The 24534-nt window shown below is 51.6% G+C and carries 20 protein-coding genes, 2 tRNA genes and 3 rRNA genes; all 25 read right to left on the reverse strand.

Features of this window, described 5'->3' with window-relative positions; all coding sequences use genetic code 11:
• Positions 1 to 5: 5 nt before the first annotated feature.
• The gene (gene leuC, locus BU251_RS05300) at positions 6 to 1301 is read right to left on the reverse strand and encodes a 3-isopropylmalate dehydratase large subunit (RefSeq protein ID WP_128699927.1); all 1296 of its coding nucleotides are present in this window, start codon (positions 1299 to 1301) and stop codon (positions 6 to 8) included.
• Between the two features lie 89 nt (positions 1302 to 1390).
• On the reverse strand, positions 1391 to 2632 hold the full coding sequence (gene fabF, locus BU251_RS05305; protein ID WP_128699929.1) for a beta-ketoacyl-ACP synthase II: 1242 nt from the start codon (positions 2630 to 2632) through the stop codon (positions 1391 to 1393).
• A 233-nt stretch (positions 2633 to 2865) separates the two neighbouring features.
• Complete coding sequence (gene acpP, locus BU251_RS05310; RefSeq protein ID WP_128699931.1) at positions 2866 to 3108, reverse strand: acyl carrier protein; 243 nt, start codon at positions 3106 to 3108, stop codon at positions 2866 to 2868.
• A gap of 60 nt (positions 3109 to 3168) precedes the next feature.
• Complete coding sequence (gene fabG / locus BU251_RS05315) at positions 3169 to 3909, reverse strand: 3-oxoacyl-[acyl-carrier-protein] reductase (protein WP_128699932.1); 741 nt, start codon at positions 3907 to 3909, stop codon at positions 3169 to 3171.
• Positions 3910 to 3970: 61 nt separating this feature from the next.
• Positions 3971 to 4903: an ACP S-malonyltransferase gene (gene fabD, locus BU251_RS05320; protein ID WP_128699933.1), complete on the reverse strand. Its 933-nt coding sequence runs from the start codon at positions 4901 to 4903 to the stop codon at positions 3971 to 3973.
• 33 nt (positions 4904 to 4936) lie between these two features.
• Positions 4937 to 5932, reverse strand: coding sequence for a beta-ketoacyl-ACP synthase III (locus BU251_RS05325; RefSeq protein WP_128699935.1), 996 nt, complete (start codon positions 5930 to 5932; stop codon positions 4937 to 4939).
• A 4-nt stretch (positions 5933 to 5936) separates the two neighbouring features.
• The gene (plsX, locus tag BU251_RS05330; protein WP_128699937.1) at positions 5937 to 6944 is read right to left on the reverse strand and encodes a phosphate acyltransferase PlsX; all 1008 of its coding nucleotides are present in this window, start codon (positions 6942 to 6944) and stop codon (positions 5937 to 5939) included.
• A gap of 3 nt (positions 6945 to 6947) precedes the next feature.
• The gene (gene rpmF, locus BU251_RS05335) at positions 6948 to 7169 is read right to left on the reverse strand and encodes a 50S ribosomal protein L32 (protein ID WP_128699939.1); all 222 of its coding nucleotides are present in this window, start codon (positions 7167 to 7169) and stop codon (positions 6948 to 6950) included.
• 132 nt (positions 7170 to 7301) lie between these two features.
• Entirely contained in the window at positions 7302 to 7715 is a 414-nt protein-coding gene (locus tag BU251_RS05340; RefSeq protein WP_128699941.1) for a YceD family protein, read from the reverse strand.
• 26 nt (positions 7716 to 7741) lie between these two features.
• Positions 7742 to 8227: a pantetheine-phosphate adenylyltransferase gene (gene coaD / locus BU251_RS05345; protein ID WP_128699943.1), complete on the reverse strand. Its 486-nt coding sequence runs from the start codon at positions 8225 to 8227 to the stop codon at positions 7742 to 7744.
• 246 nt (positions 8228 to 8473) lie between these two features.
• Positions 8474 to 9034: a 16S rRNA (guanine(966)-N(2))-methyltransferase RsmD gene (gene rsmD / locus BU251_RS05350; protein WP_128699945.1), complete on the reverse strand. Its 561-nt coding sequence runs from the start codon at positions 9032 to 9034 to the stop codon at positions 8474 to 8476.
• 12 nt (positions 9035 to 9046) lie between these two features.
• Positions 9047 to 10180 carry a hypothetical protein gene (locus BU251_RS05355; RefSeq protein WP_128699947.1) on the reverse strand — a complete coding sequence of 378 codons (1134 nt, stop codon included), beginning with the start codon at positions 10178 to 10180 and terminating at the stop codon, positions 9047 to 9049.
• 118 nt (positions 10181 to 10298) lie between these two features.
• Entirely contained in the window at positions 10299 to 10514 is a 216-nt protein-coding gene (locus BU251_RS05360; protein WP_128699949.1) for a hypothetical protein, read from the reverse strand.
• Between the two features lie 201 nt (positions 10515 to 10715).
• Entirely contained in the window at positions 10716 to 11393 is a 678-nt protein-coding gene (locus BU251_RS05365) for a class I SAM-dependent methyltransferase (protein ID WP_128699951.1), read from the reverse strand.
• 12 nt (positions 11394 to 11405) lie between these two features.
• On the reverse strand, positions 11406 to 11822 hold the full coding sequence (locus tag BU251_RS05370) for a pyridoxamine 5'-phosphate oxidase family protein (RefSeq protein WP_128699953.1): 417 nt from the start codon (positions 11820 to 11822) through the stop codon (positions 11406 to 11408).
• A gap of 374 nt (positions 11823 to 12196) precedes the next feature.
• Entirely contained in the window at positions 12197 to 12598 is a 402-nt protein-coding gene (locus BU251_RS05375; protein ID WP_128699955.1) for a hypothetical protein, read from the reverse strand.
• Positions 12599 to 13191: 593 nt separating this feature from the next.
• Complete coding sequence (gene recG / locus BU251_RS05380; protein WP_164908879.1) at positions 13192 to 15294, reverse strand: ATP-dependent DNA helicase RecG; 2103 nt, start codon at positions 15292 to 15294, stop codon at positions 13192 to 13194.
• A 13-nt stretch (positions 15295 to 15307) separates the two neighbouring features.
• The gene (locus BU251_RS05385) at positions 15308 to 15691 is read right to left on the reverse strand and encodes a type IV pilin protein (RefSeq protein ID WP_128699959.1); all 384 of its coding nucleotides are present in this window, start codon (positions 15689 to 15691) and stop codon (positions 15308 to 15310) included.
• A gap of 10 nt (positions 15692 to 15701) precedes the next feature.
• Positions 15702 to 16100, reverse strand: a complete 399-nt coding sequence (locus BU251_RS05390; RefSeq protein ID WP_128699962.1) for a type IV pilin protein — start codon at positions 16098 to 16100, stop codon at positions 15702 to 15704.
• Positions 16101 to 16238: 138 nt separating this feature from the next.
• Positions 16239 to 16355: ribosomal RNA gene (gene rrf / locus BU251_RS05395) — 5S ribosomal RNA — on the reverse strand.
• Positions 16356 to 16539: 184 nt separating this feature from the next.
• Positions 16540 to 20276: ribosomal RNA gene (locus BU251_RS05400) — 23S ribosomal RNA — on the reverse strand.
• Positions 20277 to 20565: 289 nt separating this feature from the next.
• A tRNA-Ala gene (locus BU251_RS05405) sits at positions 20566 to 20641 on the reverse strand.
• Between the two features lie 25 nt (positions 20642 to 20666).
• Positions 20667 to 20739: transfer RNA gene (locus BU251_RS05410), tRNA-Ile, on the reverse strand.
• A gap of 314 nt (positions 20740 to 21053) precedes the next feature.
• Positions 21054 to 22646: ribosomal RNA gene (locus BU251_RS05415) — 16S ribosomal RNA — on the reverse strand.
• Together the 16S, 23S and 5S rRNA genes with 2 tRNA genes alongside form the textbook arrangement of a ribosomal RNA operon.
• A 655-nt stretch (positions 22647 to 23301) precedes the next feature.
• Positions 23302 to 24507: a tyrosine--tRNA ligase gene (tyrS, locus tag BU251_RS05420; protein WP_128699964.1), complete on the reverse strand. Its 1206-nt coding sequence runs from the start codon at positions 24505 to 24507 to the stop codon at positions 23302 to 23304.
• Positions 24508 to 24534: the final 27 nt, after the last annotated feature.

A 24534-nucleotide genomic window follows, 5' to 3' on the forward strand; every position in this document is an offset into this window, starting at 1 on the left:
GACTACTATCTACTGACTACTTCGTTTGGATGCGTGATATATCCCGTGATCGCACTCGCCGCCGCAACGGCAGGATTCGCCAGATAGACATAGCTGCCTTTGGCGCCCATGCGGCCCATGAAATTCCTGTTGGTCGTGGCCAGGCACGCCTCGCCCTCGGCAAGGATCCCCATATGCCCTCCCAGGCACGGCCCGCACGTAGGCGTCGACACAACGCCGCCGGCCTTGACGAATATCTCCAGGAGCCCTTCCTTCATGGCCTGCAGGTAAATCTCCTGTGTCGCCGGGATGACAACAAGGCGCACGCCGGAAGCGACCTTCCTGCCTTTCAAGATCTTTGCCGAAATCCTCAAATCCGAGATGCGGCCGTTTGTGCAGGAACCGATGACCACCTGGTCCACCTTGACACGGCCCACCTTGCCGACAGGCTTGATGTTGCTCGGCAAATGAGGGCACGCCACTACGGGCTCCCACGACGAGACGTCGTATGTCCGCACGGCGGCGTAAGACGCGTCGGGATCGCTTTGCAGCGCCCTCCACGCCTTGATCTGCGCCGCAGAATACTTCCGGCCGGATGCCGCCTGCTGCACATAATCCAGCGTCGTCTCGTCGGGTGCGATGATGCCGTTTTTGCCACCGGCCTCAATCGCCATATTGCACATGGCAAAACGGTCATCCATAGACAGCTTTCCGATAGCGGGACCGTAGAATTCCATGGCTCGGTAAGCCGCTCCCTCTACGCCGATATCGCCGATCACATTTAGAATAAAATCTTTCCCGCTCACCCACTTAGGGAGCTTGCCGTTAAAAACGAACTTCATGGATTCCGGCACCCTGAGCCATGCATGCCCCGTCATCCAGGACACAGCCAGGTCTGTGGAGCCGACGCCGCTTGAAAAAGCGCCGAGGGCCCCGTAGGTGCACGTATGGGAATCCGCTCCGATCACCAGATCCCCCGTTTTGACAAGCCCCATTTGCGGCAAAAGGGCGTGCTCAATGCCCATTCTGCCGACTTCATAGTAATGCGTGATCTTATGCCTGGAGGCGAAATCCTTGAGGCGTTTGACCTGCTGGGCGCTCTTGATGTCCTTGGCAGGCGTGAAGTGGTCCGGGATCAATGCGATACGGTGGCGGTCGAATACTTTTGTAAAACCGGATTTCTCAAACTCGTCGATGGCAATGGGCGCCGTGATATCGTTGCCCAGCGTGAAATCCACCTTGGCCCAGATAAACTCACCCGGCACAACTTCTTTCTTGCCGCAATGCCTTGCCAGTATTTTTTGTGTTATCGTCTGACCCATGGTCTTGTTATAGCGTTATAGAGTTATAGCGTTATGGAGTCATAGCGTTTACACAATAACTCTATAACCCTATAACGCAATAACGAATTCTAACCCTTGAATTCTTTTGCGACGACAGTCGCATTATGGCCGCCGAAACCCAAGGCGTTCGACATGGTCGTCTTGATCTTGAGCCCCCTGGCCTTGTTGGGCGTATAATCCAGGTCGCAATCCGGATCCTTATTCTCCAGGTTGATCGTCGGAGGCACAACGCTATGCTTCATCGTCAGGCAGCAGACGATAAACTCCACGCCGCCGGCGGCCCCCAAGAGGTGGCCGGTCATCGATTTGGTCGAGCTGATGGCAACCTTGTGGACATGATCCCCGAACGCCTTTTTCATGGCCAGGGTCTCGATCTTATCATTCAACAGCGTGGATGTGCCGTGGGCATTGATATAATCGATGTTCTCCGGTTTCAACCCCGCATCTTTCAAAGACGCACGCATGGCTCGGACACAGCCGTCGCCCGAAGGATCCGGCGCCGTAATATGATAGGCATCTCCTGACATGCCGTAACCCGCCACCTCACAGTAAATCCTGGCATTGCGTTTCAGGGCGTGTTCCATCTCCTCTAGAATAACAAGGCCTGACCCCTCCCCCATGACAAACCCATCGCGTTCTTTGTCAAAAGGCCGGGAGGCCCTCTGGGGTTCGTCATTGCGGCACGAGAGACTCTTCAAAGCGCAAAAACCGCCGATCCCCATAGGCGTGACCGCGCCTTCAGTCCCACCGGCGATCATGACGTCCGCATCGCCGTACTGAATGATCCGCATCGCATCGCCGATGGCATGGTTGCCTGTCGCACACGCAGTGGCGACACAGCTATTGGGTCCCTTGAAACCAAACTTCATAGAAACATGCCCCGACGCTTCATTGACAATCAGCATGGGGATCAAAAACGGCGTCAACCGGGAAGGTCCGCGTTCAAGCAGAATCTTATGCTGTTCCTCGATGATCCTCAGGGATCCGATACCGGAACCGATCAAAACACCGCAACGTTCCAGGTCCAGCTTCGCAAGATCGAACCCCGCGTCGGCAACCGCCTCGACGGCGGCGGCCATGGCATAATGCACGAACTTTTCGGTATGCTTGACCTCTTTCTTACCCATGAAAATCTCAGGATCAAAATTCTTCACCTGACCGGCGATCCTGGCATCATAATCGGTAGGGTCAAAATACGTAATCGTATCGACCCCGCTGACACCGGTCTTCAACCCCTCCCAGAATTCCGCGACGTTGTTTCCCAGGGGCGTTACAGCTCCCAAACCTGTCACAACGACTCTACGTCTCATTAATTTGCCCTCAGTGTCTGTGCATTAGCAAATCACCCAGACGCTCACTGCGTCCAGGCAAGGGGCCGCACCCCTCTGATGCGTCGTTACTTTCTGGTTTATGATATACACCCATTCGCCGGGCCCTATCCTCTTTGGGCACTCTGCCCCGACGGCCTCCTAACAAATACCCCGACCTTGAAGTGTCCAGTCGGGGTATATATTTCTTAATGAAGCCACCAAAAACCGCCCAGTTACTTTTTTGCGATTTTTTCTTCGATATATTTTACCGCATCCCCCACAGTTGTCATCTTCTCGGCGTCCTCGTCCGGGATCTCGATCCCGAATTCCTCTTCCAAGGCCATAACGAGTTCTACCGTATCAAGGGAATCTGCGCCGAGATCTTCGACAAAAGAAGCTTCCGGCGTCACCTCTTCAGGCTTAACGCCCAGCTGTTCTGCGATGATTGACTTTACCTTATTGACCGCATCTGTCATTCTTCTCCTCCTGTTTACCTGCAAAAATCTTTTCGTGTCGGCACTTCTGTCCCACTCCACCTACATGCTCATTCCCCCGTCCACCACAATCGTTTGGCCCGTGATATAGTCCGCATCCGAAGACGCTAGAAAAAGACAGGCACACGCGACATCGCGGGGAACACCCAATCTATTTAAAGGGATAGTGGCCAGCATCGCCTTGCGCTGTTCTTCGCTGAGTTTATCCGTCATGGCCGTCTGGATAAATCCTGGCGCAACGGCGTTCGCATTGATGTTCCGGGATGCCAGTTCTCTGGCCACTGATTTAGTAAAGCTGATGATGCCGCCTTTAGAGGCTGCGTAATTGGCCTGACCGGCATTCCCCATGATGCCAATGATCGAAGCGATGCTGATGATCTTGCCGCTCCTCTGTTTGATCATCACCTTGGAGACGGCCTTCGTGCAGTTAAAAACGCCCTTCAAGTTGACCGCCAGCACCTTATCCCAATCCTCTTCGCTCATCCGAAGCAGTAAATTGTCCTTCGTGATGCCGGCATTGTTAACTAATATATCAAGATGCTTAAAATTGTCAAGCACTAAATTCACCATGCCTTCAACTTCTTTAAAGGCAGTGACATCCGTCGAAAAACTCATGCTTCTGACGCCCTTCGCCTCGATCTCCTTCTGGGTCGCCTGGGCTGACTCCAGGTTGACGTCACAGATAACCACGTCCGCCCCTTCCTGGGCGAAAAGCATGGCAATCTCGCGGCCGATCCCTCTGGCCCCGCCCGTCACCAACGCCACTTTGCCTTGCAGCTTCATCTTGCTCCTCCATCCGCTTGGACCATGCCCCAGCAAAATGATCCCTGGCGAAGGCCCATCGCTAAGCAGTCTCTCCTGATTCCGAAACCAAGGCCTTCATATCTTCCCAGGTCCCAGCGCTGACGACCTTGGCGCCTGAATCTATCTTTCTCATGAGTCCTTTTAAAACCGACCCGGGCCCCACCTCGTAGAACTCTGAAACGCCCCTTTCCAGAAGGTAACGCATGGAGGCTTCCCAGTAAGTCGTAGAATTCACCTGATTCACCAGGTTCACCTTTATGATCACCGGATCCCTCTGTTCCTTGGCATCGACATTGCTCACCAGGGGAACATCCGCAGGCTTGAAAGAAATCTTCTCGATCTCTGGCGTCAAGCCGTCGCGCGCCCCATTCATCAATGAACAATGAAAAGCGCCGCTGACATCCAGAGGGATCACGCGCTTGGCGCCCTGCACCATGACCGCATCCGTCAATAATTGTGCGCGCTGTTTTGCAACAGAGACGATCACCTGGCCCGGGCTGTTGAGGTTGGCGACCTCCCCGCCGGCAGACCTGCTGATCTGAGCGACAACGTCCTTCTCTAGACCAAGAACACAAAGCATGACGCCGGGGTTCTTTCCGGAGGCCTCTTCCATCAACTCTCCGCGGCGTCTCACCAGCCGGAGCGCTTCGGCGAAAACGATGACGTGCGCCGCGACCAACGCAGAGTATTCGCCGAGACTCAGGCCGGCCACATAATCCGGTTTGAGATCCGGACGGAACGTCTGCATGACGGCAAGAGCGGCGACGCTGGCCGTCAAAATGGCCGGCTGGCAATTCTCCGTCTTCGTCAATTCCTCAAACGGTCCTTCGAAACAAAGCTGCGACAAAGGAAAACCCAAAACCTGATCCGCTTCATCAAAGACGGCGCGGCCGACGTTGGAATTCTGATAAAGGTCGAGCCCCATGCCTACCAACTGGGCCCCCTGACCTGGAAAAAGAAATGCTTTTTTCATTTTCGATCAGCTAAAATCGCGGAACCTTACGGACTATTTCTGCCACTGGATGACGACCGCCCCCCAAACAAGACCGGCACCGAATGCATCCAGGACAACGATATTGCCTCCTTTGATACGGCCAGACTGATACGCCTCGCACAATGCCACGGCCGTCGAAGCGCTCGACATGTTGCCGTATTTGGCCACGTTGAAATAAATCTTTTCCAAAGGCAGCTTCATCTTACGCGCCACAGCATCCAAGATACGCAGATTCGCCTGATGGGGAATAAAACAATCAATGTCGTCAACACCCAGCTTGCATTTCTTGAGCGCGCGGCAGGCGGCATCCGACATGATCTTGACGGCAAGCTTAAAAACCTCATTGCCGCGCATCTTGATAAAATGCATCCTCTTGTCCACCGTCTCGCGGGACGCCGGCATCCTGCTGCCGCCGGCGGGCTGCATCAATAATTCCGTCATCGAGCCGTCACACCCCATATAACTGGCCAGGATTCCGCCATTGTCAACGGGCGCCAGCACCGCCGCACCTGCGCCGTCGCCAAAAAGAACGCATGTGTTGCGGTCCTGCCAATCGGTAACACTGGACAATTTTTCGGCGCCGATCACCAGGGCATTTTTATAGACCCCGCTTCTCAAGAATTGCTGGGCGATCACAAGGCCATAGACAAATCCAGCGCAGGCCGCGCTCACATCAAAGCAAGCGGCGTTCTTGGCTCCCAGCATCTCCTGGAGAAAACAGGCTGTCGCCGGAAATGGCATATCCGGCGTAATCGTCGCCACAATGATCAGCTCAAGGTCCAGCGGTTCCAGATTGGCGTTTTTAAGCGCTTCTCTTGCGGCATTAAAGGCGAGCGTACTCGTCGATTCCGTCGAAGATGAAATCCTGCGTTCCTTGATCCCGGTGCGGGTGGTGATCCATTCGTCGCTCGTCTCCACCATCCCCTCCAGGTCCTTGTTGGTCAAAACCTTTTTAGGCACATAGAAACCGAGGCCGATAATACCGATGTTTTTTTTGGATTTTTTCATAAGATCAGGCTTTCACCAGAAGTTTTTTGGCCTGTTCGGTGATGCTCTCGTTGATGTGGCGCTCCACTTCCTCTTTGGCGAAGCGGATGGCGTTCATGACGGCCTTGGCGTTCGATCGGCCATGACCGATGATCACGACGCCGTCCACGCCGAGAAGGGGCGCCCCGCCGTATTCCGAATAATCGATCTGCTTCTTAAAGCGCTTAAAACAAGGACGGGCCAAAAGATACCCCAGCTTACCCCAGATGCTCGACAAAAGCTCTTTCCTCAAAAAATATGCAATCGTCTCCGAGATGCTCTCGGAGACTTTCAATGTCACGTTGCCGACAAATCCATCACAGACGATCACATCGCAATTGCCGGAAAAAATATCCTTGCCTTCGACGTTCCCGATGAAATTGACCGAACTCTGTTCCAGAAGCTGGTAGGCCTCCTTCATGAATTCCGTGCCTTTTGATTCCTCTTCGCCGACATTGAGGAGTCCGACACTTGGTTTGGCCTTGCCAAGGATCTGCTCATAATAGGCGCTGCCCATCAGGCCGTACTGAAGCAGATGCATCGGCTTGGGATCGATATTGGCGCCCGCGTCGATAATCAGGGACACGCCGACCAAATTCGGCAAGACGATGGCGATGCCGGGACGCTCGATCCCTTCGAGCAGCCCCAGCTTCAGCGTCGCGCCGCACACGGCAGCGCCGGTATTGCCTGCGCTAAAGAAAGCGTCGGCCTTGCCCTCTTTGCAAAGGCTGATACCGATATTGATCGAGGAATTCCTTTTTTTGCGGATCGCCGCTGCCGGCGGCTCGCACATCTCCACGATCTCGTCGGCGTGAACGATCTCAACCCTGGAATGATCGAATTTCTTGCGCTTGGCGAGCTCGGCCTTCAAAAGATCGGACGGGCCGACAAGATAAACAAAAACATCAAACCTGCGGATCGCTTCGATCACACCTTCGATAACAACCTTGGGGGCGTAATCGCCGCCCATGGCGTCTACGGCAACCTTGACCATTGCTTACCTTTCCGTCGGTTTCTTTTTGGCTTCTTTTTTGGCCCGTTTGGCCTCGAAATCAATCACCAGCCGGCCGTCGTAATAACCGCAAACAGGACAGATGCGGTGCGGCAGCTTCGGAGACTTGCACTGGCTGCACTTCATCAATTCAACCGCCTCCAATTTCCAATGCGTCCTTCTCCTGCGTCCTCTGGCCTTTGAGTGTCTTCGTCTTGGATTTGGCATGTGTTCACTCCTTAACTTTGCAATTTTTGGGTTATTTCCCTACAAAGTTAACTCCGACGTGTGCGCCGTAAATTTCTGCCCAATACTTGCTGGCAGAAATTTACAAGCGCTTACACGAGGAGCAACATTCCCTCATTGACACTTACATCTTTCTTTATTTAAATCCACCCCGCACCTGGGACATATGCCCCGGCAATCCTCGCGGCACAACACCTTCTGGGGATAGGTCAGGATCAATTCCTGGCGGATATCGTCGTCCAGCTCAACGACAGGCTCTGAGATATCCAGCGCATACGCCAGCTTGAAAGACCTCTCGATTTTGACGGCGAAATCACACAGGCAGCGCGCGCATGTCATCGTTGCCTTGGACCTGACGTCCACCTGCGCCACGGCCAGGCCGCTGTCGCGTTTTGCCGATACCGCAATCTTGACCGGCTCCTCAAAGCGAATGCCTGGAGCATCCAGCTCCCGGCCTTTAGCATCCCAGGAGACGGAAAGCAGCATGGGCCGCTCTTCCGAAAGCCTGGCGAGATCGATCCTCATCATAAGAACGAGCCAAAAAGGCCGCGGTGTTACTGGGCCTTAAATTTTTTCTTCAACGCCTTTTCCACGCACGACGGCACAAATACCCCGAGGTCTGCTCCGAGGCTGCCGGCCTCTTTCAAAAGCTTGGACGAAACATAGCTGTAAGATTCGGACGGCATCAGAAAAATGGTCTCAATACTATCATCCAGTTTCCTGTTCGTCAAGGCCATTTGAAATTCATACTCGAAGTCTGAAAGCATACGCAGACCCCGAATAACGATAGCGGCCTTCTGGCGGCGGGCGAACGTCACAAACAAGCCGCTGAAGGCCACAACTTCCACTCCGGCAACATCCTTCAGCGCCTCCCTGAGCAGCGATACCCTCTCCTTGATGGAAAAAAGAGTATTCTTGGAAGGGTTCTGCGCCACCGCCACAACAACTTGCCCAAAAAGCCGGACCGCCCTTTTGATCACGTCAATATGGCCGTATGTGACGGGGTCGAAGGTCCCCGGATAGATGGCTTTTTGGCACATGATTTGCCCTCGCTTCCATCCTGCAAATCACCCCCACTGTTTCGTTTTGGTTCGTTCTACTTCACCAAAAGCGAAACAAAACGGTGGGGGTTAAATTCCGGTCTGCCTATCGGTAAACAGGGATAGGCGCCCGGACAGCTTGCGTTGACGTAAGTTACTGCCTCATGATCCACCCGCCGCTAGAGCGTCGGCAGATCAAATTCGGACTTATAACTTACGGCTTACAACACTATGCCTATCCGTAAGTTATGTCCTCATTTGAAAAAAGGAGACTTTGATGTCTCCGTAATCGGCTTCTTTGAACCGGGTTATATTCTCCGGGACATCCCCCAAGTCATCCGTCCCGGCATGCTCGACTATCACAAAACTACGAGGTGCTAATATACCACTTGACGCAATCGTTTTCAAGGCTTTTTTTGCCAAACCCTTATGATACGGAGGGTCCAGAAAAACGAGATCAAACCGTTCCCCCTTCTTCTCAAGGACCTTCAGGGCCCGAAAAGCATCGTTTGTGTAGACTCTGACACCCTCTCGCCCCTCCTCGCTGAGCCCAAGGGCCTCCAGGTTCCGCATGATGGCATTCGTGGAGCGCCTATCGGAATCAATGAGGCATGCCGAAGCGGCGCCGCGGGAAAGGCTTTCAAGCCCCATGGCGCCGCTTCCCGCAAAAAGCTCCAAAACCCGTGCCTTGGCCACGGCCCCGGCCAAGACGTCAAAGATCGCCTGACGCACCTTGTCCTGCGTAGGCCTGATGTGGGCCGGAAACGATATCCGCCTTCCCCTGTATTTCCCTGCTATTATTCGCACAGGATTATGATATTATTCTGCAATATCTTGACCAGTGTTAAAGATCTTAAAGCGCTCGGAAGACTCCTTTATATCCGACTGGGCCATAATGATGCCGCCGTAAGTATTCTGCTCGTTATATTCGCTCTGTCCACCGCCGACGCTCCTAGTCGAAAGCGGCGGAACATATTTGTGAACTAACAGGTTGCCACCGGCCCCCTTCTTTAACAAGCCTTTTGAGATATCCTCAAATTCGAAGATGTAAATTCCGCCATACTCCAAATGAGGCAGCAACCATCTCTGCCTTATGGGAGAAACCAGAAGGAACAGCCTGCCGTTCTGTTCAGCCAAGCTCGAAGATGTAAAGGAATCGAAACCCAACTTCTTGGCGTCCGCTATGGACGTAAGGACACCAATATATTTCCAGGTCTCACCGTGGTCTGCGGAAGACAACAAAATCGTCTTCTGGCCCTGGTGCTTTATTATGGCGCTCAAGGTCAGATAAATAACGCCGTCATGAACCAGCGACCCTGGTTCTTCGTAAAAAACCACATTTTTGAGGTCCGCAGAAAAATCATTCAGGTCATGCTTTGCGCTGCAGACCGGCAATTTGCAATATTTTGAACCGAATAAAGGAATTTCTTGCGCCGAAGAAAGAGCCTCGGGAGTAGCGGCATATCTATAAGCGATGTAGACTTGCGGCCAAGAAGTAGCTCTCCTCAACTCGCCAAATTTCTTGGGTTTTTTGGAAAATCCCACCGCAGTGAATAATTTCCATCTCCTGGCGGCAACTGGGTCGGTAGGATCAAAAAGTAAAGTCGGGGTTTCCTCCCTGCAGAAACCCTCAACGGCTTTTCCGTTTATAACAAGAATTTTATCGTAAGCATGATTGGCCTCGCTGATTTTTGTCCACGTCCTCCCATGGTCAAGACTTTTCGCCAAATGCGTTTCAATATAAAAGGGTATGTTCAACTTGACATTAATTGCGGAGTACGCCAACCAACCTATGCCGCTATCATCATATTCAACAGAAGGATCATATGCCCCCAACAAAGAATCTTCTCCGACGATATTGATTTTTTCAGAACCTCGATCGTTGCCGACGGCCGAGACATGATCTGCGGCCAGAATACAACCTGCCAAAAGCAATGAAATGAATAAATCCATTTTTCTCTTCGTACAAAAAGAAATATCGCGCTCTCTTTTGTCCCTGTCGCTCAAAACGAAACGCCTCATTTCCACAGCCCTTCTGCGGTCGGCCTTGCCGGATATAATCGCCTATCTTTCAGTCGACAGCCAAAACCGCCCTTGGATCCCAAAACATCGAACCGAAAGAAGCCTTTTTTATGGCTTCTTCGTACTGCCGCTGCGTGATCTCGCCGATAATCATCCTGGCTTGAAGTCTCACCCTGGTCACGGCGACCGCCTTCTGCACGCGGCCGCTGTACACAAACAACAGAAGCCCCGCAATCACAATGACGCTAAAGACAACTCGTTTCATGTCTGCCTCCTGGCGATATATCCCATAATTTCAGCGGATAAAATAATCGAAAAAGCATGCTGGCCGCCGGCGTCCAGCCAAGTCATAACATACCCACATCTATAAACAGCCTTTTCTTTCTCACAGCTCTGCGTCACAGCCCTCTGCCGTCGCCCCGACGCCCCCCCCACATCGTACCCGGGCCTCTTTCCATCGAACAAACTATTTTTGGCCGCCGAAAACAGCAAAGTGATAATATTTCCATACGACATCGATATGCCGGAAACCGGCCCCCTTCAACCACGCCATCTCGTCGGAAATCTTAAAAGGATGATCCTCCCTTTCATATCGCCGCCGGCGCTCGTTCATATCCTTTTCGGACATGTGCCGGGACAAAAACCTCTTCCACATCTCAAGGTTTAGGCGCTGCAAACAATCCGTCTCACCAAGCACCAGATCCGCCAGATACAAAACGCCTCCCTTCCTGAGGCCGCGGCGGATCTTTGCGTAAAGTTTCAGTTTTTCCCCTCCGCGGCGCAGATGATGCAGAGTCAAAGAAGACACGACCGCGTCAAAACCGGAATAATCAAATGTGCGCACGTCGGAAACGACATAACGGATATCGCGAAAATCCCGGAGTTTGTTTTTGGCGATCTCCAGCATGTTCTCCGAAAAATCAACGCAGGTGATCCGGGCCTTCGGGAAATGCTCCTTGATCTTTTTGGAGATCGACCCTGTCCCACATCCTAGATCCAGGATCCTTTTGGCATCATTTTTCTTAAAAGGCAGCGCCGACACCAAGGCCTCCAGCATATCCGCATAGAACGGCACCGACTTGACGACCCTCGCATCGAAGGTGCCCGCTTCGTCCTGAAAATGTTTCTTCACGCGATCGATCATTCCATCTCCCCTTTAAAGTTTGATATATTCCTTGGGCTCCAGGTTTGTCTCCATGGTCCAGATGGTAGCCACCCCGCCCTTGATCCGCCAGACAGTCAAAAAATCCAGGCCGCGCTCTTCGATCCACGGCTTCAAAAACGGCCTGTTCTTCACGATCTCCTTTTTGAGTGCCTCATCCCTCACCGCCTCAACCTTACCGGCGATCCTGACCTGCTTATTCTCCGTCTGGCTAAAGCAGCACAGCTCTACCTCGGGATTGCGCTCAAGCTGCTTCTGAAGATCTTTTGTCCTGCCCGTATGAAAAATAATGCCATTTTCATCCACGAGATACAACATCATTCCCCGTACGTGCGGCCTCTTGCCTTCAACCGTCGCCAGATAGACAATCGGATTCCGTTTGATGAAATCAATGATCTCTTGTTTATCCATGCAATCCTCCGTATCTCACGCTAATACGCGTAATGGCTCCCCCGGCGCTTCTTGTCCATCAGATAGCCGACATAGAGGACTACCCCAAACCCCGCCAAAAATATCCAAAAAATATACACGTCAGGTTTCATCGTCTCTCCATTCAAAAACACTCCATCCTTAAATCGAGAACTTACCCCCCCAGACACTAGACTTACAACACAACAGCCAAACGCCAATCATAAATCTCGCTTGTCATCTATAGCCACTATCCATTCTGCTCGCGGCGTTGGAACCTACTTCAAATACCTCATGCGCTCTTTTCAGGGCCCTCTCTGCTTTTACTCTTTCCCTCTTCACTTCTTGAACTTGTGTCCATGAGATAGTTGCCGCAATTATCGCAACCATAATTGTAAGTGTTTGAAAAAAACATATCTTCTACGCGAAAAAATCTTGTGTACTTTATCTTCTGGAAAATCGTATCCTTTAACATTGTATAAGACAGGCAAAAATGCCTGACATGTTTTAAAAGCACTGAAATCACTTGCACCGAGAACAGCTCCGGGTAAATTTGACCATTTACAAGAACCTTGTAACAAAAACGGGGATTCTCGAATCGACTGATGCTTTCCTTCTTTTGGTTCAAAATATATACAATATCTACATTGAGAAAAACCTAAAAAATAAAATATTGATCTCAGTAATTTACTCGCCAAAGACTTCTCCCAATACCATTCTTTATAAAAACTGTGCATACGCTTAATGCTGACTCTAATCTGTTTTTCTTCAGATTTCATAGTTACCCTTCTTCCTGACCTATCTTCTTGTCTAACAAATTATTGTATCAAAAAACCTTCCATGCTTCTCTTGCTGTCGCGAACGAATGTGAGCGACAGTTCAGGTTTGAGCGAGACGAAGGCGAGCGATTTGATTTCGCCTCCGGCGAAATCATCCCGCAGCCAGCGAAGTAAAACTCATGTGCACCTCTGGTGCTTGCGCATGAGATTTACGAGCATCTTTGGCAAGGGGTCATTTCTTCTTCCTTCCTCGCTGCAGGAAAAGACCGACGTTACAAGAGCCAGGGCCGGCCTTTTTGAAGCAAGTTGGAACGACATATCCTATTGTATCACAACTATCTTTGAGGCAAATGTTCTGCTTCTTCTCCCCGCCCCACCCAAAAGAAGCGGATAGCCCACCGGCTATATTCAAGAAAAGCGCAAGGCCCTGCGAAGCAGACAATCAGAAATTTTTTGGCAAAGGTTGGCAAGGATTTACGACAAGGGTATAGCGACAATCCTCTATGGAGCGTCATACCCTTGGCGTAAACCGCAGCCAACGGCAAAAAATTTCGTCTGCGAACAGGGCCTTGCGCAAACCGCCAATAAAGCTGCTATCCCACTTCGACAAACCTCTCAAACTCCGGAAACCGCCTGTAAAGCTGGCGCTTGAGCTCCGCATTCTTCGGGTCAGCGAGCTTGGGATCGCGCTCGATAAGTTTGTGCGCGTCTTCGCGCGCGGCCTTAAGAAGATGCATCTGCGCCAGGGGATCGGCGATCTTTAAATCCGCCAGGCCGTGCTGGCGCTCGCCAAAGAACTCTCCCGGCCCCCTGATCTTTAAATCCTCTTCGGCTATTTTAAACCCATCTGTCGTCGCCACAAAGGCTTTGATGCGCGCCTGCGCGTCTTCGGACTTCGGGTCGGCGACAAGAAGACAATGGGATTCATGTACGCCGCGACCGATGCGGCCGCGCATCTGATGAAGCTGGGACAAGCCGAAGCGCTCGGCATGCTCGATGACCATGACCGTGGCATTGGCCACGTCGATACCCACCTCGAGGACGGTCGTCGCGACCAGGACATCGACCTTGCCGTCACGGAACTTTTTCATGGTCTTTTCCTGCTCATCCCTCTTCATCTTGCCGTAAACCAGGCCGACCTTCAGGTCTTTAAAGATTTCATCTTTGAACTCTTTATACATCGACTTGGCCGCGCGCAATTCAAGCTTTTCGCTCTCCTCGACAAGAGGATAGATCAGATAGGCCTGACGCCCCTTTTTGACTTCTTCTCTCACGAAATCATAGGCCTTCTGCCGCTCCTCGATGGCAAGCGCCTGCGTCATTATTTTTCCACGGCCCGCCGGCATCTGGGTGATCGTCGACAGATCCAGGTCCCCGTAAAGGGTCAAGGACAGCGTCCGGGGGATAGGCGTCGCCGTCATGATAAGGCAATCGGGATTGACACCCTTGCGGGGCAACAATGCCCGCTGGGAAACACCAAATTTATGCTGCTCATCGATCACGATCAACCCCAGTTTATGGAACACAACGCCCTCTTCGAGGAGCGCGTGCGTACCGATGACGATATCGACACTGCCGTTCTTGATCCCTGCGAGCGTCGCTTTCTTTTCTTCGTCATCCAGGCTGCTCGTCAACACCCCGATCTTAGGCTTTTTCTGTTCTCTGTGCTCTGCAATCTGTAATCCTGTCAACAGCTGGCATATTTTTTCGACATGCTGTTGGGCGAGAATCTCCGTCGGCACCATGAACGCCGCCTGCCAGCCGCACGTCACGGCCCCAAGCGCGGCCAGAAGCGCGACGACCGTCTTGCCGCACCCCACGTCCCCTTGCAGGAGCCGCTGCATGGGGCGCGGCGAGCGCATGTCCGAGACGATCTCCTGAAGACATTTCTTTTGCGAATCGGTCAATGCAAAAGGAAGTTTGCCGAAGAAACTCTCAAGAGCGCTCTCCTTGACGTCGAAAACGATCCCCGCCTTGTCTCTGCGTTTGAGCTTGCGCAGGATAAGCGGGATTTGGTAGAGAAAAAATTCCTCGAAAGCAAGCCGCTGGTAGGCGCGAAGCCGCATTTTCTCGTTTTGAGGAAAATGGATGTTCAAAAGGCTTTGCGCGATATTGAGCAGGCTATGCCGGGCACGGACGTCGTAGGGCAGGAGCTCCTGCAGGCGGGTTATCTGGCTCTCAAGAACAGACTTGATCAGCTTACGCAGGACCCTTTGAGAAAACCCCTGAGGGAGGCGGTAAATCGGGACGATACGGCCGACATCCAGGCCCGCCTCCTTGTCTTCGATGATCTCAAAATCCGGCGAAGACATCTGGATCTTATCGCGGTAGAGATCCGCCTTGCCATAAAGGATCACCTGGTCGCCGACATTGAAGTATTTATGGAGAAACGGCTGATTGAACCAGACCGCAAAGATGCGCCCCGTCCCGTCAGCGACAGAGATCTCGAAGATGTCGATGCCGCGGCGCAGGTAAGCGGGCCGACCCTTCTTGGAAATAACTTCCCCTTTAACGGTCACGGTCGAACCGATATCGACAGAGCCGATGGGCTTAAACTGCGACCTGTCTTCATAACGCCTGGGAAAATAATAAAGGAGGTCTTCGAGGAGGTTGATGCCGGTGCGGCCCAAATCCTGGGCCCGCTTCGGCCCAATGCCTTTGAGATACTGAACCGGCGAACTTAAAATAGGGATCATCGCAGGCGGCCGATCACGGGATGCAATCGGTCCCCGCGCAAGCCGTCCGCACCCCTTGAGCGTTGAATGTGTATGTCGCGGCACCCCCATCCACGCGTATGGTGAATGTGCCGCCGGACGCCGTCACGCGGTAATTATCGAAATAGGTGTCCCGGATATGCAGGCCGAGGCGCGTATTGGTATTGGCCGTATCCGTCGTCGACCAAAACGCCCTGGTATTCAAATAATAGAGCCGTTCGGCAGCCGCGATCACCTGCACTTGGGCCGTCGCGCCCCTGAGTTCGTTTTTGCGGCGCTGGAAATTATAATTGATATATGTGATGGAACTGACAATGCCCAGAATAACAACGGTCACGATCAATTCCACCAGAGTAAATCCTGATATTTTTTTCTTCATGGCTGCCCCCTCAATAGGGAGATGTATTGGTGACAGCGCCTGTCAACAAATTGATGGAAATCTGGTTTGCCGCGATCCCCTGGCGCGTTGCTGTAACCGTCGTCGGGTTAGCGCTGCTACCGGGAGAAAACGTATAATTAAAAAACCTGCCGCTCAAACTGTTAGGATTGCCCATCCCCAGCCTGCTCCATTTGTTGTTATCGGCTGCGGGAAGGGTCGAGGTATTGTCGTCAACATACCTCTGATAACCGGCATATGCCTTATAAAGTATTTCCCTGGCTTCCGCCCCCCTGGAACGCTCGACAATAGCTAACATACGCGGGACAGAAATACCTGCCAGAATGCCGATCACAATGACAACCAGCATAATTTCCATCAATGAGTAACCCCATCTATGGAATATCTTCATACAAGGGATTTTAATATAAAAATGGTCTTATTGCAACATATTCGGACATCTTTATTTCCAAAAGAACTTGCGGACAAAAGGTGCGGGGCTCTCCCAAAAAAGAAACCCCCGTGGCATCACCAGCGGGGGCTTGAAATTAAGAGGCGCCTATCTACTCTCCCGGATCCTTGCGAACCAAGTACCATCGACCTTGAGGAGCTTAACTACCGTATTCGGAATGGGAACGGGTGTTTCCTCCTCAGTATGGACGCCTCAAAATTTGCGGAGCAAATTTTGATTCTGAGGCAACCTTGATTTTTTATCAAGGCCGAAGAATCTTTCTTGAGATGATCCTTCGTTCCTCAGGATCATTGTGTTTTTTCTCTGAAAAAACACAATGACAATTCTTATCAGCTTTTCTCGAAAAGCGTCGATTCTTCTCCATCAAAAAGACAAAAAAGCGGTCAAGCCGATCGACAATTAGTATCCTTTAAGCTTAAATCCTTGACGGATCTTACACTTAGGACCTATTGACCCGGTAGTCTTCCGGGTGTCTATGTCCGTGTTGCCACGAACGGGAAGTCTATTCTTTGGGCGAGCTTGGCGCTTATATGCCTTCAGCGCTTATCTCTTCCGAACATGACTACCCAGCCCTTGCCCTTGGCAGGACAGCTGGAACACCAGAGGTTCGTTTGTCCTGGTCCTCTCGTACTAAGGACAACTCCCATCAAACTTCCTTGCGCCCACACTGGATAGAGACCGAACTGTCTCACGACGTTCTGAACCCAACTCACGTACCCTTTTAACCGGCGAACAGCCGGACCCTTGGGACCTTCTCCAGCCCCAGGATAGGATGAGCCGACATCGAGGTGCCAAACCGCGCTGTCGATATGAACTCTCGAGCGCGATAAGCCTGTTATCCCCAGAGTACCTTTTATTTGTTGAGCGATACCAATCCCACTATCTAGTACCGGATCACTAAGCCCTGCTTTCGCATCTGTTCTCCCTATCGGGATCACAGTCAACCTACCATATGCCTTTACACTCAACAGACGATTGCCGACCGTCTTGAGGTAAGCTTTGGGCTCCGCCGTTATATTTTAGGAGGAAACCGCCCCAGTCAAACTCCCCGTCTGGCAATGTTCCTTCGCCGGATTCACGGCAGAAGGTTAGAATCTTAATACAATAAGGGTGGTATTTCACCGACGACTCCATCCGGGCTAACGCCCGGACTTCAAAGTCTCCCACCTATCCTACACAGATCGGATCAAAATTCAATACCAGAGTAGAGTAAAGGTTCCGGGGTCTTTTCGTCCAAGTGCGGGTAGACAGCGTCTTCACTGTCACCACAATTTCGCCGAGTCCCTCGTTGAGACAGCGCTCAAGTTGTTACACCATTCGTGCGCGTGGGAACTTACCCCACAAGGAATTTCGCTACCTTAGGACCGTTCGTTTGTGTTAACTTCCGATTTCTCGGAAGACCGGACTATATCATCGGACGATAACTTCTGATCGTCTGTCTGGCGTATAGTCTCTGAGGATTCCTGATATTTCACCAGTATTTCAGCTTCGCTATACTTGCGCTTGCCACCGTCGTTCATTTCTCTTCTGATCTCAAGAATCTTTCGAATACCGCTACTCTTAAGATGTTCCCCCTTCTTTATCATTTCTGCCAGTTCGCAGAATTTCGCAAAATCCCGTTTTTTCTTTGCAGAAAGAAAACGGAATCGCTTAAAGAAAGGAATCACATCCTCACAGATTGCCCTAAAGTTATTCACTTCAAAATACCAAACACCATCGGGGCGGCTTCGTAACGTTCCGCAACCTAAATGATGCTTGAACAATGCAAGGATAACTTTGTCTTTCTGGGAGATGTTGAAACAAAGAGAAACTTTCCACGGTGACTTGTAGTCTTGCCGTTGTCTGAAGGATATATTAAAACTTCCTTCTCCGTCGGCAAAACCCGCCAAGTAGTAGCCGATTTCTGGTTTCATAAAGACCTCCTTCTTCAGGTCTTTCCTGCTGATTGTCCCTATTCAACAGATTGTCACATTTCACCTTGAAGATGAAAGTACTGTTGACTTAACGGGATTTTCCAGCATATAGCCAGATTTTACAACTACTGTGTGTCCCGGAACTTCACGGGATGGTCCAAACAATAGTTACGGCCGCCGTTCACTGGGGCTTCGGTTCGAAGCTTCTCCCCTTGCGGGGATAACCTCTCTCCTTAACCTTCCAGCACCGGGCAGGTGTCACACCCTATACGTCCTCTTTCGAGTTTGCAGAGTGCTTGGTTTTTGCTAAACAGTCACCCGAGCCACTTCATTGAAACCCTGCCATGCTTCATCCGTAAAGGACTACACATCGCAAGGCACCCCTTATTGCTAACTTACGGGGCTAGATTGCCGAGTTCCTTAACGAGGGTTCTCTCGAGGGCCTTACCATATTTTGGAGGTCTACCTGTGTCGGATTGCGGTACGATTGGCCAAGAACTCCCTTGATGAATTTTCTCGGCAGCGTGGTTTAAGATCACTTCGGCCTTTCCGTAGATCGGCCTCGCATTCGCCTCTCATCCTGCCCTTGCGGACAGGACTACGAGCTTAGACGGACACATCCAACAGTCCGCTGACCCCAACCTCCTGCGTCAACATCAAGGTGATAACGCCCTTGACCAGTTCCGGAATATTAACCGGATTTCCATCGCCTACGCGTTCAACAGCCTCGGCTTAGGATCGACTCACCCTGGGCGGATTAACCTTCCCCAGGAAACCTTAGACTTTCGGCCTCACGGTTTCTCGCCGTGATTTTCGCTACTCATACCGACATAATCACTACTGCTTCGTCCAGTGGTCCTCTCGATCCACCTTCAACCTACAACAGTACGCTCCTCTACCAAACGTTCCGGCACGCAGGCCGAAACATTTCCGCAGTTTCGGTAATAGGCTTGAGCCCCGATTATCTTGGGCGCAGGGCAACTCGACCAGTGAGCTGTTACGCACTCTTTAAATGATGGCTGCCTCTGAGCCAACATCCTGGTTGTCCGTGTTGTCCCACATCCTTTACCACTTAGCCTATCCTTTGGGACCTTAACTGGCGGTCTGGGCTGTCTCCCTTTTGACAATGCAGCTTAGCCCGCACTGTCTGTCTCCTGAGATAAGAAACGATGATATTCGGAGTTTGGTTGGGTTTGGCAACCTGGTGGGGTCCCTAGCCCATTCAGCACTCTACCCTCATCGCTCATTGACTCAAGGCCGTCCCTAAAGACGTTTCGAGGAGAACCAGCTATTACTGAGTTTGATTAGCCTTTCACTCCGACCCACAGCTCATCCCGGACTTTTTCAACAGTCATGGGTTCGTACCTCCATCTGCCTTTCGGCAGACTTCGCACTGGCCATGGGTAGATCACTCAGCTTCGGGTCTATACCAGCAAACTTGTCGCCCTATTCGGACTCGGTTTCCCTGCGCCTCCTCCCCTTAGAAAGGATTAAGCTTGCTTACTAGTATAACTCGCCGGTTCATTATGCAAAAGGCACGCCGTAACCCGTTCTCTCGCTTGCGCAAGAGCATAGGGCTCCGACCGCTTGTAAGCCTATGAATTCAGGTTCTATTTCACTCCCCTCCCGGGGTTCTTTTCAACTTTCCCTCACGGTACTTGTCCACTATCGGTCCAGTTCTAGTATTTAGCCTTACCCTGTGGTCAGGGCGGATTCCTACGGGATTCCACGTGCCCCGTAGTACTTGGGATACCATCCCAGAGAGATCCTTGCTTTTCGCATACGGGGCTTTCACCCTCTTTGGCAGACCATTCCAGGTCTTTCTGCTAAACAAGAATTTTGTAACTCTCCGACGGACCTGCATGTCCGTCCGGATAGTCCCACAACTTCCCGATGACAACGCATGCAGACTATTGCGTCACCGGGATTTAGGCTTTTCCCGCTTCGCTCGCCGCTACTAAGGGAATACCATGCGGTTTCTTTTCCTCGGGGTACTGAGATGTTTCACTTCCCCCGGTTTGGCTCATCCTCCGCTATTTGATTTACGGAGATGTTTCCTGACATGACTCAGGAAGGGTTGCCCCATTCGGAAACCCTGGGATCAAAGCCTGTTTGCGACTCCCCCAGGAGTATCGCCGCTTACCACGTCCTTCTTCGCCTGAACTGACCAAGTCATTCCTCATAGGCTCTTTGTAGCTTGACCACATTAATGGTCTTCGCCGGGCCTTAACGGCCCGGCAGTATGAGAGAATTTCTCGACGTTGCGTCCCGAACGGCGCCAGAGGCGCTCTTCGGGATGCACTTTTCGAAAAAAACCGATAAGAATTGTCAAAGAACAGAATCGCCGCGAACATATGCGGCGATAAAAATTAAATGATGGTCCTTGCGCTAGCCTTCTTAGTTTAACGATTCGGTGGCTGCTAAGTTTCCATCAAAAAATCAAATTATCAAAAAGAACACTGCCGACCCATCTTTACTCTGTCACAAAAAAATGGTGGAGCAGAGGAGAATCGAACTCCCGACCTCATGCTTGCAAAGCACGCGCTCTCCCAACTGAGCTACTGCCCCGAAACTCTTGCGGAGCAAATTTCAGTGGGCCCAAGAGGACTTGAACCTCTCACCCCCGCGTTATCAGCACGGTGCTCTACCAGCTGAGCTATGGGCCCAAAAACATCACAAGTCACAGACGTTATGTCCAAGACCCATAGGATCCGTTTCCCTCTCATCCACACAGATGTTTACGTCGCGAGATGAGGGTAGCGAGGAATGAAGCTTTCACTTCCCTTCTCTCTACCTGCACGCCTTTCTTAGCGCATCAATTCGCCGGGCGGCATCTCGCTACGTATATCGTCTGTGTCTCAAATTTATAAATAGCCAAGTTCGGAGCGTTAAGTCGGTTGACTAGCTCGTGACTTAACCTTTGTGATGCTCTCCGACATGACGTCGGAGGTTCTCTCTATTTTGTCGTGAGAAAAAATAGAAAGGAGGTGATCCAGCCGCACCTTCCGATACGGCTACCTTGTTACGACTTAGCGCCAGTCACCAGTCTTACCTTAGGGGCGTTGTCGCCACTTCGGGTACTACCGGCTCCCATCGCTTGACGGGCGGTGTGTACAAGGCCCGGGAACGTATTCACGGCGGCGTAGCTGATCCGCCGTTACTAGCAATTCCAACTTCATGGAGTCGGGTTGCAGACTCCAATCTGAACTGGGGGATGCTTTTTGCGATTAGCTCCACCTCGCGGTTTGGCAACGCTCTGTACATCCCATTGTAACACGTGTGTAGCCCAGGGTATAAGGGCCATACGGACTTGACGTCATCTCCACCTTCCTCCCGTTTATCACGGGCAGTCTCCTTAGAGTGCTCGCCAGAACCCTTTCGGATCCTTCGGTAGCAACTAAGGATGATGGTTGCGCTCGTTGCGGGACTTAACCCAACACCTCACGGCACGAGCTGACGACAGCCATGCAACACCTGTATAGGCACTCGGCTTAACGAGTCGTCCCCCTTTCAGGTTCCTACTACCTATATGTCAAACCCTGGTGAGGTTCTTCGCGTAGCGTCGAATTGAACCACATGTTCCACTGCTTGTGCGGGCCCCCGTCAATTCCTTTGAGTTTCAACCTTGCGGCCGTAGTCCCCAGGTGGAGTACTTAATGTGTTAACTTCGGCGCTTCGGTTTAACCCGAAACACCCAGTACTCATCGTTTACGGCTAGGAATACCAGGGTATCTAATCCTGTTCTCTCCCCTAGCTTTCGCAGTTCAGCGTCAGTTGTGGTCCAGAGAATCGCCTTCGCCAATGGTGTTCCTCCTGATCTCTACAGATTTCACCCTTACACCAGGAGTTCCATTCTCCTCTCCCACACTCAAGCCCGATAGTTTGGAAAGCAGTTCTGCGATTAAGCCGCAGGATTTCACTCCCCACTTGTCAGGCCGCCTACCTGCCCTTTACACCCAATAAATCCGAGTAACGCTCGCCACCTCCGTATTACCGCGGCTGCTGGCACGGAGTTGGCCGTGGCTTCTTCTCCCGGTACCGTCAGTCCTGACGGATATTACCCGTCAGGATATTCTTTCCGGTCGAAAGAGGTTTACAATCCGAAGACCTTCATCCCTCACGCGGCGTCGCATAGTCAGGGTTTCCCCCATTGCTAAAGATTCTCGACTGCAGCCTCCCGTAGGAGTCTGGACAGTGTCTCAGTTCCAGTGTGGCTAAACATCCTCTCAGACTAGCTACCCGTCTTCGCCTTGGTGGGCCATTACCTCACCAACAAGCTGATAGGCCGCGAGCTCCTCCCTTGGTGACGGGCCTGTCTTGCGACAAGTCCCCGTCTTTTACTACGTCCTCATGAGAGATCGTAGTCACATCTGTCATTACCCCGGATTTCTCCGGGCTATTCCAGTCCTAGGGGTAGATTGCTCACGTGTTACTCACCCGTTTGCCGCTATGCAAATCCACTTGTAAAACCTTCCTTGCGGTCGGCCTTACTCATAAATCCGCATCGCTCGACTTGCATGCCTAATCCACGCCGCCAGCGTTCACTCTGAGCCAGGATCAAACTCTCCGAAAAAAAACGGTTGTTGACTTTTTACGGTCAACGACTTCTTGGCTATTTATCAAAGAACGAATATCGCTTGCGCGATAAGATATCTATTTTTCTCTATCAAACATCCGCCATCAAATCTTCGGCGGATTATTGTCTTCGCGCCTTCTGCGTCATACCCTGCGCTTATTGGCACCTGGTCCTTATAAGGAATTGGACCAGTGTTCGCCTTTCTGGCGAAGTATTGCGCGGGTGTTGCGCCTTCTGCGCAAATAAAAAAGGCATCGAGATGATGCCTTTTTCGAAAAATCCAGCATCTCGACAAACAGAACTTTTGGTTATGTTCCCCTGCGCGGGGCCCTTCTGTCGGTCTTCAAATCTCTTGTCACCTTGGCGGCTTGCGCCAATCTGTAAAAGAATATTTCGCACCCTAAGGTGTAGCTGTAAGTTATATCAGAACACCCATAAAGTGTCAAGGATTATTTTAAAAATTTTAAATGAGCACATAACTTATGTAATTCAAAGAATTACATAAGTTATGGGTGCGAATTTATCCTTGAGACTTTCTCATAAATCACAACAAGGTAGGTGTCAAGGATCTAATTCACGCCGTGACTTATGTTCATTGCATTCCATAAGTCACACGTTCATTAAAGAACGTAACTCACGCTAGGAACGAATCTTAAGCTTTTCTTTCGACGACGATTTTGACGAAGCTGCGCTTAGCCACCTGGATCAGGTATTCTCCGGGGTTTTTCAATTCATAATTCACGGAGTCGATCTTTTCGCCGTTGACCTTTACGGCCCCCTGCTGGATCATGCGCCTGAACTCATTCTTGGTGTTATTGGTGTACAACAGATCGACGCCGAGGTCCAAAAGCTGCAGGATGCCGATCGTTTCTTTGTCGCTTGAAACTTTTTTCACGGGCACGTGCTTCGGCACGTTTTTCTCGCGGAAGACCGTTTCAAATTCCTTACGGGCGTCGCGCGCCGCATTGAGACCGTGATAGTGTGTGACGATAAAAGAAGCCAGCTTCATCTTGGCGTCCCGCGGATGCATGGCAGACACAGCCGCCAAGTCCTCATCCGTCAGGAGCTCATAATATCTCATCATGAGCGTATCGTTGATGGACATGAGTTTACCGAACATCTCCTTAGGAGATTCGTTGATGCCGACATAATTCCCGAGGGATTTGGACATCTTGTTGGTGCCGTCCGTGCCCTCCAAGAGAGGCATGGTGATGACGACCTGGGGCATCTGGCCGTATTCCCTCTGCAGCTCGCGCCCAACCAAAAGGTTGAATTTCTGGTCCGTCCCTCCCAGCTCCACATCCGCCCTCAGGACGACGGAATCGTAGCCCTGGATCAAAGGATACATAAATTCCAGGATGCTGATCGGCCGGTTCTCCTTGAATCGCTTGGAAAAATCGTCGCGTTCCAGCATGCGTGCCACCGTATACTTGCTCGAGAGGGCGATGACATCCTGGAACTTCATGCGCTCATACCAGCGGCTGTTGAACACGACGCGCGTGCGGCGGGGGTCCAAGATCTTGAAAATCTGCTTCTTATATGTCGCGGCATTCCTGATCACCTCTTCCCGCGACAGCTGTTTGCGGACCTCAGAGACGCCCGAAGGATCGCCGATGCGCCCCGTAAAATCACCGATCAGAAAATAAACGATGTGTCCGAGGTCCTGAAAGGTTTTAAGTTTCCTCAAAAGGACCGTATGACCGAGGTGGATATCCGGGGCGGTCGGATCGAACCCCGCCTTCACCTTCAAGGGTTTGCCGGATTTTTCAGACCACCTCAGGCGCGCCACAAGCTCTTCTTCCGCGATGATCTCGCTTGTGCCCCGCTTAATGACCTTTAATTGATCTTCGATGCTCATTAAATGAACGCCCCGGCATCGCACGCG

Source organism: Candidatus Velamenicoccus archaeovorus, assembly GCF_004102945.1.
Taxonomy (GTDB): domain Bacteria; phylum Omnitrophota; class Gorgyraeia; order Velamenicoccales; family Velamenicoccaceae; genus Velamenicoccus; species Velamenicoccus archaeovorus.